This window comes from Chromatocurvus halotolerans (genome assembly GCF_004340525.1).
GTDB lineage: Bacteria > Pseudomonadota > Gammaproteobacteria > Pseudomonadales > Halieaceae > Chromatocurvus > Chromatocurvus halotolerans.
The window spans coordinates 355334-367932 of the sequence record NZ_SLWX01000003.1 but is presented as its reverse complement, the minus strand read 5'-3'; the positions used below and the strand labels follow the sequence as shown (position 1 = coordinate 367932).

Genomic DNA, 12599 nt, shown 5'->3' with positions numbered 1-12599 from the left:
CAATGCTGACGCGCCGCCGCTGTCTTGCCGCAATCACCGTTTTCACGACCGGCGGCACGGCCGCCGCCGACGTTGGGGATACGGCAGCGCTGCGACGCTTCCTCGAAAGCACGATTGCTCGCAGCGACAGCTTTCGGGATCGCTTTGCGGCAGAGGTCTGGCTTGTCGACATGTCGACGCGCCTGTCTGCCTTCATCTCCAGCCCGGAGCAAAGGCTGCAATTGCTGAATCTGATCCACCAGGCCGCCCTGCGCAGCGATCTGCCGCCCGAACTCGTGCTTGCCGTGATTGAGGTCGAAAGCGCCTTCAATCGTTTTGCGGTATCCCGTGCGGGTGCCCAGGGCCTCATGCAGGTGATGCCGTTCTGGCGACGGGAGATCGGACGACCGGATGATAACCTGACAGACAACCCCACCAACCTCGACTATGGCTGTCGCATACTGCAGTTCTACAGGGATCGCGAGGACGGCGACCTGCATCGCGCCCTCGCTGCCTACAACGGCAGCAGCGGCACTCGGCGCTACAGCAACAAGGTTTACCGGGCCTGGCAGCAGCGCTGGCGCACCGGTCCTCTGCCCTGGTAACCGATAGCCCGGGCTGCGAATTGACATCCCTCAGGCCGGTCGCCAAACTCCACGCCAATTTAACAGCTGACGCGACTGCTGCATGTCGGAAATAAAGCGCCTGAGCCAGTGGAACCGGGATCTGTCTGCCGCCATCAGCAGCCTCGGGACAGATGATTTTTTCCCCGCACTGATAAGCGCCGTTCAGGGGCAGGTCCTGATCAATTACCCGCAAATCTGGCTGTATCACCCGGATCTGCCGCCGAGGCTGCTTTACCACAACATTCCCGCTGCCGCCTATTCGGCACAGGTCGATATGTATCTCGAAGGCCCTTACCGGGAAGATCCTTTTTTTCGCGCGTCCATGAACAGCCCGAAATCCCGGATTTATCGCCTCTCCCGGCTCACTGGTGACGCTCTCGAGGAGTCGTCTTATTACACCGACTACTATGCCGACACCGGAACAGTGGACGAAGCCATTTTCCTCGCCCGCCTTGACGGCGGGAATGCAATCAATCTGAGCATGATGCGCCTGCCGGCCAGCGGCCCCTTCAGCGACGACGAATATGAACGCCTGTATGTCCTCGCCGACGCCGTGTCCGAGCTGATGGTGTCACACAGCAGGTTCGACAATTTCGCTATCAGTAACCTGATACAGCCCGGCATCGACCATCAGATCGATCTCGCGTTCCGGACCTTTGGCTCATCGGTTCTGTCACCGAGAGAAAAGCATGTCCTCGAACTCATGCTTCGGGGTTACAGTACCGAGGTCTCTGCCACCCGTCTGGACATTGCCCGCGAAACGCTGCGGCGGCATCGCAAGAACATCTACCGAAAACTCGACGTCAGCTCGCAGACAGACCTGTTTGCGCTTTTCATAAACAGCATGTCATGCCTTGGCGAGGCAGCTGGCGGCGACCCGCTCAGTATCTACATGGCTCCCGCCTGATTCCCGTCACCGTCCGGCGTACCCTAAATGAGGCATTGTGAGCGGGCCGATTCTTGCAGATAGTCTGGCCTTGCGGGCGTTGACGCCAAGGATGGCGGCCGACCGCGGGGTCAATGGGGACGGATTATGGCGATAGAAGTCGACTGGTTTCTCCGTGCCCACCCCGATGTCACGATGATTGAGGCGCTGTTGCCGGACTGCAACGGTATTTTGCGGGGCAAGTGGGTACCTCGCAGCAAACTGTCGAAGATTTACGGCGGCGAGCTGAAATTTCCCAGAAGCGCGCTCAGTCTGGATATCTGGGGCAGGGACATAGAGGAATTGGTGTTTGCTTCGGGGGACGAGGACGGTGTATGCCGCCCCGTTGAGGGCTCTCTTTTGCCCACGCCCTGGTCCCCCGGCGAGCAACATGGCCAGGTCATGCTGTCGATGTTCAAGCCCAACGGCGACCCCTACCTCGGCGACCCCCGTCAGGTTCTGAAGAAGGTGGTTGCGCGCTATCGCGCCCGCGGCTGGAAGCCCGTGGTCGCGGCAGAGCTGGAGTTCAGTCTGGTTGAATGGGACGGCAAAGGACCGACGCACTCGGATACCCACCCCGCGAATCGCGCCCCCGTCGGCGGCAATCTGTATGGCCTGGATATACTCGCCCGCCATCAGCCCATGCTCGAGGACATCCATCGTGCGTGTGAGCTGCAGGATCTGCCCTTCGATGGCGTGGTCAAGGAATCCGCACCCTCACAGTATGAAATCAACATGCTGCACGTCGACAGCCCTGCGCTGGCGGCGCGGCAGATTCTCATGATGAAACGGCTCATCAAGGGAATAGCGGCGAAGCATGGGCTGGTGGCAAGCTTCATGCCCAAACCCTTCGAAAACGAGGCCGGTAACGGCCTGCACGTGCACTGCAGTGTTCTCGACCGGAATAATCGCAATATCTTCGATGATGGCACTCCCACCGGCACACCGGCGCTGCTGCATGCGATTGCCGGCTGCATCCGTTACATGCCGGACTCTTTCGCGATCTTCGCCCCGAGCTTCAATGCTTTTCGCCGATTCCAGACCGGCAGTCACGCTCCCACCTCACCAACCTGGGGCTATGAGAACCGCACCGTCGCCGTGCGGGTCCCCGCAGGCAGCAGCAAGGCACGTCGCATTGAACATCGCGTCGCCGGCGCCGATGCCAATCCCTATCTTGTCTGTGCTGTCCTGCTCGCGGCGGCACTCGACGGCATAGAGCAGCGCCTGGCACCACCGAGCCCGCTGCGAGGCGATGGCTATCAGCAGTCGAAAGAGCCCCGGCTGCCGGTCTACATGCAGGACGCTCTGGCGCTCTTCGGCCAGTCAGACTTTATCCGCCGCGCGCTCGGCCGCGAGATGCAGTACAATTTCGGGCTGACAAAAACGCAGGAAATCACTGAGTTCCACCGCCACATCACGACGATGGAGTACCAGACCTACCTGCAGCAACTGTGACACGCCTGCCATGCGCCTTTTCCTACTGCTGATGCTGTCGATGACAACGTCCCTGGCCGCTTACTCCGATGCCTGGCCTGGCAGCACTTCCGCGGATATCGAGACCTGCCGCGGCGCCATTACCCGCAGCGCACACTCGACGTCCGCGCCTTTCCTGCCGCGCGTTTTCGGTCTTCTGAGCTGGAATCTGCACAAGGGACTCGATCAGGGCTGGGAGCGAGACCTGCAGTGGCTGGGTGACAGCGCTCACCTGATGTTTCTGCAGGAGGCTAGGCCCGGCGCACGACTGGACCCGTTGCTGAAAGGGCTTCCCTATCAGTACTTTGCGCCGGGTTTTTCCCTCGCCGGCAGCGCGACCGGCGTCATGTCGGCAAGTACAGCACCGTCGTCACTGCACTGCAGCCTTCGCAGCGTTGAACCCTGGATAGGAACCCCCAAAGCCACCAGCGTGACCCTGTACGCCGTTGGCAGCCAGCGCCGACCTCTTCTCGCCATCAACCTGCATGGCATTAACCTGACTATCGGGACCCAGGTCTTCCGCCAGCAGATGCAGGCTCTCGATCCGCTGCTCATCGCACACGACGGCCCTGTAATTCTTGGCGGTGACATCAACGCCTGGAGCCAGAGCCGTCTCGCGGCGCTGGATGCGCTGGCCGCGCGCCATGGACTGCACCGCGTCGGCTTCCAGCCAGACCTGCGCAGTCGCATCGTCGGCCTGGCCATGGACTATATTTATCTGCGCGGCCTGGATACCGTCCTCGCGGAGTCATTGCCAGTGACCAGTTCCGACCATAATCCGCTACTGTTGAAGCTGGCGCTGCCTGCCTCGGACTGAGCACGAGTGAGTCACCGGCACTGATGCTGGCACGCAGACATCCCCGTACCAAACCGGTACTATTCCCGGGTCATCACAGGAGACAGACTGCGGCATGCAACAGACTGAGAGCAAACCCCCGTTTTACCGGATCAACCTGGTGATTTTTGTCGCGTTTCCGCTGGCCGCGCTGATCCTTGTGCCGTGGCGGGGGCTGACCGAAGGGTACACCGGCATGCAATGGATGTGGGCCGGGATTTTCCTCTACCTCAACGGCCTGGCGATCACGGGCGGCTATCACCGGCTCTGGGCACACAAGGCCTATCAGGCACACCCCTGGCTGCGCGTCTGGCTGGCTGCCTGGGGCGCCGGCGCCTTGCAGAACAGCATCCTTGTCTGGGCATCAGACCACCGGCGTCACCATCGCCACGTCGACGACAACGACAAGGACCCCTACTCCGCAGGTCGCGGTGTCTGGTTCAGCCACATGGGCTGGATGTTGCGCGACTACCCGACCAACCAGGAAGACTTCAGCAATGCCCAGGACCTGCAGCGTGATCCGGTTGTCATGTGGCAGCACCGCAATTATGTCGCGCTCACCACGGTAATGAATCTTGGGCTGCCCCTCCTGCTTGGGCTGGCGCTGGGCGACGTGATCGGCACGTTTCTGCTGGTCGGCCTGCTGCGCCTCGTGGTCAACCACCATGTGACCTTCCTGATCAATTCACTGGCACACGTCTGGGGAACGCGTCCCTACACGGAAAGCAACAGTGCACGCGACAATCCCGTGCTGGCGTTCCTCACCTATGGCGAGGGTTACCACAATTATCACCATATCTTTCAGAACGACTACCGCAACGGCATTCGCTGGTACCACTGGGACCCCACAAAGTGGATGATCGCGCTGTGTGCGCGACTGGGACTCGCCAGTGAGCTGGTGCGTATCCCCGACTTCCGCATACAGCGCGCGATTCTCGACACCCAGTTCGAGCGCGCGCGCCGCTCACTCACCGAGCAGCAGCCAGGGCACCCCCTCCTCGACAAGCTGGAAAAGGAATATCAGCTGTTTACGGATTCCATCAATCGCTGGAAAGCCCTGCAGTCAGAGCGCTACGAACGGCGGGTCCATGCACTGGAAGACGCCTTTGGCGAGCGGCGGGCAGCACTGCAGCAACGCTGGGAGCAGGCGGCGCTGCGCACCCAGCTCAGAGAACTCGAATTTTCACTGAAAATGCAGCGCAAACGGCTGGCTCTGCTCATGCAGCAGGTATCCTGCCCCGAAACCGCCTGATCCGCACTGCCTGTATCTGCGGCCGAAAGGCCAGGGAGAACCCCATGACAAAAACCGTTTACGACTTCACCTGCAGTGACAGCACCGGAAAACCCGTAGACCTCGGCGAATACCGCGGCAAGGTCCTGCTGATCGTCAACACCGCTTCCAAGTGCGGCTTCACGCCACAGTTTGCCGGCCTGGAATCGGTTTACGCCGACCTGTCGGATCGCGGTTTTGAGGTGCTCGGCTTCCCCTGCAACCAGTTCGGCAGCCAGGACCCCGGCAGCAATGCCGAAATCAGCGAATTCTGCCAGCTCAACTACGGCGTCACCTTTCCGATGTTCGGCAAGGTCAACGTCAACGGCAGCGATGCCGACCCCCTGTTCCAGCACCTGAAGTCGTCCGCCCGCGGCGCCCTTGGCAGTGAAGGGATCAAGTGGAATTTCACCAAGTTCCTGATCAACCGCGAGGGTGAAGTCGTCAAGCGCTACGCGCCCACCACCAAACCCGAAGACCTCCGCAAAGACATTGAAGCGCTTCTGTAAACCTCGAAGCCACCCTCTTCAAGCCAGAACAGAGGGCTCCACATAACACCCCGCTGGCACTGTCCGGCCTGCTCTGCGGGATAAATGGCTTTCGAGACCATCGGCGCCATGGATGGCGCCGCTGAGCCCCCATGGATGGGTTCACGGCGAGTCTCGAAAGCCATTTATCCCGCAGGGCAGACCAGTCGGAGCCACCCAGCCATTAATGCTCTCGGGTTGCCCTGAACTGAATATCCGGCCAGCGCTCTTCCATCAGCGCGAGCTTCACACGGGTCGGCGCCAGGTAAGTGAGGTAGCCGCCGCCGTCCAGGGAGAGGTCGTCGGCGGCTTTCTTGCGGAATTCCTCCAGTTTGCGCGGGTCTGACGCGTATACCCATCGCGCGGTATAGACATTGACCGGCTCATACAGGGCCTCCACCTTGTACTCGTCCTTGAGTCGGTAGGACACCACATCGAACTGCAGCTGGCCGACAGCGCCTACCACGAGGTCTGATGAATTCAGCGGAGAGAATACCTGGGTCGAGCCCTCCTCTGAGAGCTGCTGCAGACCCTTCTGCAACTGCTTGGACTTCATAGGGTCGCGCAGCCGGATGCGCCGGAAAAGCTCCGGCGCAAAGTGTGGAATGCCGATGAACTGCAGGTCCTCACCGCCGGTAAAGGTGTCGCCAATCTGGATGGTGCCGTGGTTGTGCAGGCCAATAATGTCGCCGGCAACGGCCTCCTCCACCAGGGATCGCTCACCGGCCTTGAAGGTCACGGCATCGGCAATTTTTACGTCCTTACCCAGGCGCACGTGGCGCATTTTCATGCCCTTGCTGTAGCACCCGGAGCACACCCGCATGAAGGCAATACGGTCGCGATGCCGCGGGTCCATGTTTGCCTGGATCTTGAAAACAAAACCGGTGAACCCAGGCTCAGCCGCCGCCACAACCCGCTGGCTGGCCTCGCGTTCCAGCGGCGGTGGTGCCCAGTCGACGAATCGGTCGAGCATTTCACTGACACCGAAGTTGCCCAGCGCCGTGCCGAAGAACACCGGTGTCAATCTGCCGGCAAGAAAGGCTGACTTGTCAAATTCGTGGCTGGCGCCGCGCACCAGCTCTATCTCCTCCCGGAAGGACTCGTACTCGTCGCCAAGCAGTTCCCGCGCGGCGTCGGAGTCCAGGCCAGCAATCTGCCGCGACTCGAAGCGTTCAGCGTTGTGACCCGGCTCATAGACGCTGAGCGTGTCCTCGTACAGGTTGTACACGCCGCGAAAACCCACGCCCATGCCGATTGGCCAGTTGATCGGCGCTGCCTCAATGCCAAGCACTGACTCGATCTCGTCCAGCAGCTCAATCGGGTCGCGAATATCGCGATCCATCTTGTTCACGAAGCTGATGATTGGCGTGTCGCGCAGCCGGCACACGTTCATCAGCTTGATGGTCCGGTCTTCCACACCCTTGGCACCGTCTATCACCATCAGTGCGGAATCCACGGCGGTCAACGTGCGATAGGTATCCTCGGAAAAATCTTCGTGGCCCGGCGTATCAAGAAGATTGACCATGCGCTCACGGTAGGGGAACTGCATCACGGAGGAGGTCACGGAAATACCGCGCTCCTGCTCCATGGTCATCCAGTCGGAGGTGGCCGCAGGACCCCGCTTGCCTTTCACCATGCCCGCGGTCTGGATCACGCTGCCAAGCAGCAGCAGCTTCTCGGTCATCGTGGTCTTGCCCGCGTCCGGGTGAGAAATAATGGCAAAGGTGCGCCGCCTGGCGATATCCTGCTGCACGTCACTGTTGTTCATGGCGCGACTGACTGTCCTGTTGAGTGATGGATTTCCGGGAAGGCCCCGGCGCGGCGCGCAGTGTACCAGAGCCAAGGCACGCGGGCTGCGCTCGCGTCAGCGGCCAAGCTCGAGCTGCAGGCGCCCAATGAGTCGCTCGCCGACGTCATCCATCACCAGTTCGTGCTCCGGCAACAGCCGGGCCATGCTGGTGACCTCAAGTCCCGCGTGTCCACAGGGATTGATGCGCTGAAAAGGCGCCAGGTCCATGTCGACGTTGAGCGCAAGACCGTGATAACTGCAGCCCCGCCGCACGCGCAGCCCGAGAGACGCGATCTTTTTGCCGCGCACGTAGACGCCCGGTCGAGCGGCATCGGGAGCAGCGTCAATACCGTAGTGACGCAGCGTCGCCACCACGGCTTTCTCCATGCGCTCCACCAGAACGCGCACGCCGTAGGTGCGGCGGCGCAGGTCGATCATCAGGTAGACCACCCACTGCCCCGGACCGTGGTAGGTCACCTGGCCGCCGCGATCCACCTGCACGACAGGAATCTCTCCGGTCGCCAGAAGGTGCTCCGACCGGCCCGCCTGCCCCTGGGTGAATACCGCGGGGTGCTGCAGAAGCCACAGCTCGTCGGGAGTCGCGTCAGTGCGCTGCTGGGTGAAGTCGCGCATGCGCTCAAGCGCGGTCGCATAATCCACCTCGCCGAGGCGCCGCAGAATGAGCGGCGGCGGCTTCACAGCACCATCTGCACCAGGCCCGTGGCCATGAGATCCCGGTGCAGGGCCGCGAGCTGCTGTTCCCCGGTGGCGGTTATCGTTACCGTAATGGCGGCGAAAGTGCCTTTGCGACTGTCACGCACTGCAATCGCCGTCTGGTCGAAGCCCGGCGCATGGCGTTCAAATACAGCAATGACTGTGGGCTTGAAGGCGTCTGTCCGTCGGCCGAGCACCTTGATCGGATACTCGCAGGGAAATTCGATTTTTGGCGGTTCCTGCCCTGACATATCTGCCTCAGGCCCCGAAGAGTCGGGCAATCCACATCAGCACCATATCCCACAGACGCGCCAGAAACCCACCCGCCTCAACAGGCTCAAGCGCAACCACCGGCATCTGCCGCTGGACTTCGCCATCAAGCAGCAGCGTGAGCTGACCGACCACATCGCCAACGGCGAGGGGCGCCAGAATATCCTCTTCGAGCACCACCTGCTGCTGCAGTTCCTGACGTTTGCCGCGGGGCAATGTCAGCACAACCTCATCACTGACGCCCACCGCCACGTAATCCTGGGCCCCCTTCCAGATGCGGGGCTTGTCGAGCTCCGCGCCAGCGTCCAGCAACGGGACCGTCTCATAGAAGCGGAAACCGTAGTTGAGCAGGCCGCGGGTCTCGTTCTTGCGCACCGTCGTGCTGCGCGTGCCCATGACAACCGACACCAGGCGCATGTCCCCACGCTTGGCAGACGCCACAAGCCCATAGCCGGCCTCGCGGGTGTATCCGGTTTTCAGACCGTCCACCGAGGGATCTTCATTGAGCAGGCGATTGCGGTTGTACTGGCGGATGTTGTTAAACGTGTAGTCACGCTCCGAGTAGCGTGCGTAGTGCTCCGGGAAGCGCTTGATGATGGCTGCCGACAGGGTCGCCAGGTCACGCGCCGTGGTCAGGTGCTCCGGGTGTGGCAGACCATGGGAATTGACAAAGTGGGTTCCGCTCAGGCCCAGCGTCTCGCCATGGCGGTTCATCAGCGCCGCAAACGCACCCTCACTGCCGGCGATATGCTCTGCCACCGCAACGGTGGCGTCATTGCCCGAGGCGATCACAATACCGCGCTCAAGGTCGGCAATGCTGACCTCCATTCCCGGCTCGATCCACATGAGCGAGGATCCCGTGAACAGCGGATTCTGGGACCAGGCATTCTCGCTGATCACTACCGTGTCATCGCGACTCAGGCGACCCTCGCTAATTTCATTGGCGAGGACATAGCTGGTCATGAGCTTGGTCAGGCTGGCCGGTGGCAACGGCATGTCTGCGTTGTCCTCGGCGATAACCACACCAGTCTGCGCATCCATGAGGATGTAGGCATCCGCTGCCACCTGGGGCGGTGATGGCACGATAGGCTGGGCGCCGGTGAGCGCGGCAAACAGACAGAAAACAAGAAGTACGATAGTGCGCATTGACGAGAACCGCTGGGGAATCACAGCTGGCAATGGTACCGCATGGCCACAGGCAACAAAAGAAAGGTCCGCTGCCGTTTCAGGGTAAAGGCTGACCCGGATTGAACCCGCGGGCCAGCAGCAATTCCCGGACTTCACTCAACTGCCTGCCATCCTTCAGCGGGCCCACGCGCACGCGGCTGAGACGCTTGCCCGCCATTTCGACCGGCGACACCGTGACCGGCACAGGAACAACCTCGGCCACCGCCGCACGCAGGCTGTCTGCGGCCGCCGGGCTGGCAAAGGCACCAAGCTGAAGGTAGCGGTAGTCGGCGCCGCTCTCACGGCGATCGTCGACACCCGCAATGTCAAGGGCCTCAACCCGCACCGGCGCAGTCCCGCGGTCGACGAACCCCAGGCGGACCGCCGCCCCATAGCTCAGATCGATCAGTCGCTCGGGATGGAAGGGACCGCGATCGTTCACCCGGACAACCATGGTCTTGCCGTTGTCGAGATTGGTCACACGGACATACGAGGGAATCGGCAGGCTACGATGCGCGGCCGTGGCCAGGTACAGGTCATAGTCCTCGCCATTGGAGGTCTTGCGGCCGTGAAACTTGGTGCCGTACCAGGATGCCACTCCCTCTTCACGGTACCCGCTGGCCGAGGCCAGCACCGTGTACTCCACGCCTGACACTTCGTATGGGCTCGTGTTACCGGCGCGCAGTATCGGATCGGGGCGCGGTACGGCATCCAGCACCTGCTCTGGCGAGATGGAGCGCTCAGGTGCGCCGTCATCCTGCCATGCCGGCCGCGGCTCGGAACCGGAGCAGCCACAAAGGCCGACAAGCAACAGGCAGGCAATGACGGACAGCTGTGTCACGCATCCACCTCCGCCTGCAGGCGCTGGCTCAGCTGGTACACCGACAGCGCATACATCGCGCTGTGATTGTAGCGGGTGATCACGTAGAAGTTGTGCAGTCCGAGCCAGTATTCCGTGCCGTCGTCACCTTCCAGTGCAAGCGCGGTCGCCAGGGCATCATCCTGAACATCACCCAGGGGCTCCAGACCCGCGGCAATGAACTGCGCCACGCGACGCTCGGGCTTGAGTGCCGCATTCATCCAGCTATCGGGAACGTCGCCGGACTTGCGCGCGGGGAGAATGACGCTCTCGTCAGGGCGCCAGCCATGTTTCCGGAAATAGTTGGCAACGCTACCTATCGCATCGACCGGATTCTCCCAGATATCCACACGCCCATCGCCGTCGAAATCCACGGCATAACTGCGATAGCTGCTGGGCATGAATTGTCCGTAACCCATGGCACCGGCGTAAGATCCCTTGAGCGATAGCGGCTCCAGACCCTGCTCGCGTGCCAGAATGAGGAAATGGCGCAGCTCCCGTGTGAAAAAGTCCGAGCGCGGCGGATAGTCAAAGGCCAGTGTCGCCAGCGCATTCACCACGCTGTAGCTGCCTGTGATCCGACCGTAGTATGTCTCGACGCCCAGAACAGCGGCAATAATTGCCGATGGTACGCCGGTCTCGGCTTCAGCACGCGCCAGCGTATCGCGATGTTCACGCATGAATTCCACGCCCTGGCGGGTGCGCTTGTCCGTGACGAAAATCTGCCGATACTCATGCCAGGGCTTGGTCTTCTCGGCGGGGCGCGCTATGGCCTCGAGGATGCTGTCCTGGCGCTCGGCCGCGGCAAATATCCGCTCCAGTTCGCTGCGGGAGAATTCATCCTCGGTGACGAGACTCGCAATGAATTCCTCCGCAGCAGGGTGGGTTGAGTAATTCTCCCCCTCAGCGCAGGCCACCAGCGGCAGCAGCGCGAACAGCAACACCCATCGCCGGGCCATGAGCAGGCATTCATGCGTCATCGTCATACCATCATCCCGGCCATCAGCGAACAACGCCGCTACTGGCCTATTACACGCCGCTCCGCGGCAATCGACATGAGCAGACCAAAGGCCGCCATGAGTGTCACCAGGGAAGTGCCGCCGGCGCTGACCAGCGGCAGCGGAACGCCGACCACAGGCAACAGGCCGGACACCATTCCCATATTAACAAAAATATAGACGAAGAAAGTCAGTGTGATACTCCCCGCGAGCAATCGACCAAACGTGCTCTGCGCGTGCATGCCGATCCAGAAGCCGCGCAGGAGAATAAGTAGATACAGGCTGAGAAGCAATATGACGCCGCGCAGACCAAATTCCTCGGCCAGCACGGCAATAATGAAGTCGGTGTGGCTCTCCGGCAGAAAGTCGAGCTGTGATTGCGTGCCCTGCAGCCAGCCCTTTCCCTGCCAGCCGCCCGAACCGATTGCCGTCTTTGACTGGATGATATTCCAGCCAGCCCCCAGCTTGTCACTCTCGGGATTGAGCAGGGTGAGAATACGCTGCTTCTGGTAATCCTCGAGCACAAACATCCACATGGGCCAGGCTGAAGCGATCGCAAAGACCACAACCCCCGCGAGGTACCGCCAGCCGATACCCGCCATGAAGATGACGAACAGCCCGCTGGCGATGATCAGCAGAGCGGTGCCCAGATCCGGCTGGCGCAGGATCAGGATCCCGGGCAGCATAATGATACCCAGGCATACCAGCGTGTGCCCGAGGCGCGGCGGTAGAGCCCGGTCCGCCAGATACCCGGCCACCATCAGGGGCATGACCAGTTTCATGATCTCGGCGGGCTGGAAGCGGAAACCGGCGATACTGAGCCAGCGCTGTGCGCCCTTGGCGCCAACGCCCAGAAACATGACACCGACCAGCAGGAGCACGCCGAGCAGATACAGCCATGGTGCCCAGCGCCGGTAGCGCACCGGTGATATCTGCGCCGCCAGCAGCATCGCCAGCAGGCCCAGCAGAAAGAACCGTGCCTGACGCGCAACAATACCCGCATCCTGCCCCGCCGCGCTGTAGAGCACCACCAGGCCGAAAGCGGCCAGCAGCATCAGCAGGAGCAGGAGTGGCAGATCTACCTGAAAGAGTCTCGAGGCACCCGGTGCGCGGGCAAAGTCGCCGCTCGACTCCGGCATCTGGCGGACATAATCACCCACGACGGCA

13 protein-coding genes are annotated in these 12599 nt (G+C 61.5%); 6 read left to right on the top strand and 7 right to left on the bottom strand.

Annotation, left to right across the window (positions count from 1 at the left end; genetic code table 11):
- The first annotated feature begins 2 nt into the window (after positions 1 to 2).
- The 6 genes from EV688_RS05535 to EV688_RS05510 all read left to right on the top strand — a co-directional run bounded on the left by EV688_RS05535 (position 3) and on the right by EV688_RS05510 (position 5617).
- On the top strand, positions 3 to 584 hold the full coding sequence (locus EV688_RS05535) for a lytic transglycosylase domain-containing protein (protein ID WP_117316992.1): 582 nt from the start codon (positions 3 to 5) through the stop codon (positions 582 to 584).
- An 82-nt stretch (positions 585 to 666) separates the two neighbouring features.
- Positions 667 to 1512: a helix-turn-helix transcriptional regulator gene (locus tag EV688_RS05530; RefSeq protein WP_117316994.1), complete on the top strand. Its 846-nt coding sequence runs from the start codon at positions 667 to 669 to the stop codon at positions 1510 to 1512.
- Between the two features lie 126 nt (positions 1513 to 1638).
- Positions 1639 to 2985, top strand: coding sequence for a glutamine synthetase family protein (locus tag EV688_RS05525; RefSeq protein ID WP_117316996.1), 1347 nt, complete (start codon positions 1639 to 1641; stop codon positions 2983 to 2985).
- A 10-nt stretch (positions 2986 to 2995) separates the two neighbouring features.
- Positions 2996 to 3820 (top strand): endonuclease/exonuclease/phosphatase family protein, encoded by an 825-nt coding sequence (locus tag EV688_RS05520; RefSeq protein WP_117316998.1) that lies wholly within the window; start codon positions 2996 to 2998, stop codon positions 3818 to 3820.
- 94 nt (positions 3821 to 3914) lie between these two features.
- Positions 3915 to 5090 carry an acyl-CoA desaturase gene (locus EV688_RS05515; RefSeq protein ID WP_117317000.1) on the top strand — a complete coding sequence of 392 codons (1176 nt, stop codon included), beginning with the start codon at positions 3915 to 3917 and terminating at the stop codon, positions 5088 to 5090.
- A 44-nt stretch (positions 5091 to 5134) separates the two neighbouring features.
- On the top strand, positions 5135 to 5617 hold the full coding sequence (locus EV688_RS05510; protein ID WP_117317002.1) for a glutathione peroxidase: 483 nt from the start codon (positions 5135 to 5137) through the stop codon (positions 5615 to 5617).
- 202 nt (positions 5618 to 5819) lie between these two features.
- On the opposite strand, the gene EV688_RS05505 is transcribed toward EV688_RS05510, so the two are convergent.
- The 7 genes from EV688_RS05505 to rodA all read right to left on the bottom strand — a co-directional run bounded on the left by EV688_RS05505 (position 5820) and on the right by rodA (position 12592).
- Positions 5820 to 7403, bottom strand: a complete 1584-nt coding sequence (locus tag EV688_RS05505) for a peptide chain release factor 3 (protein WP_117317004.1) — start codon at positions 7401 to 7403, stop codon at positions 5820 to 5822.
- Positions 7404 to 7499: 96 nt separating this feature from the next.
- Positions 7500 to 8123 (bottom strand): lipoyl(octanoyl) transferase LipB, encoded by a 624-nt coding sequence (gene lipB / locus EV688_RS05500; protein WP_117317007.1) that lies wholly within the window; start codon positions 8121 to 8123, stop codon positions 7500 to 7502.
- Positions 8120 to 8389: a YbeD family protein gene (locus EV688_RS05495; protein ID WP_117317009.1), complete on the bottom strand. Its 270-nt coding sequence runs from the start codon at positions 8387 to 8389 to the stop codon at positions 8120 to 8122. The genes lipB and EV688_RS05495 overlap by 4 nt, the downstream gene beginning before the upstream one ends.
- 7 nt (positions 8390 to 8396) lie before the next feature.
- A complete protein-coding gene (locus tag EV688_RS05490; protein ID WP_117317011.1) occupies positions 8397 to 9554 on the bottom strand; it encodes a D-alanyl-D-alanine carboxypeptidase family protein in 1158 nt (385 codons plus the stop codon).
- Between the two features lie 79 nt (positions 9555 to 9633).
- The gene (locus tag EV688_RS05485; protein WP_117317012.1) at positions 9634 to 10416 is read right to left on the bottom strand and encodes a septal ring lytic transglycosylase RlpA family protein; all 783 of its coding nucleotides are present in this window, start codon (positions 10414 to 10416) and stop codon (positions 9634 to 9636) included.
- Positions 10413 to 11420, bottom strand: a complete 1008-nt coding sequence (gene mltB / locus EV688_RS05480; RefSeq protein ID WP_240624322.1) for a lytic murein transglycosylase B — start codon at positions 11418 to 11420, stop codon at positions 10413 to 10415. The genes EV688_RS05485 and mltB overlap by 4 nt, the downstream gene beginning before the upstream one ends.
- A 32-nt stretch (positions 11421 to 11452) precedes the next feature.
- Positions 11453 to 12592 carry a rod shape-determining protein RodA gene (gene rodA, locus EV688_RS05475; protein WP_117317014.1) on the bottom strand — a complete coding sequence of 380 codons (1140 nt, stop codon included), beginning with the start codon at positions 12590 to 12592 and terminating at the stop codon, positions 11453 to 11455.
- Positions 12593 to 12599: the final 7 nt, after the last annotated feature.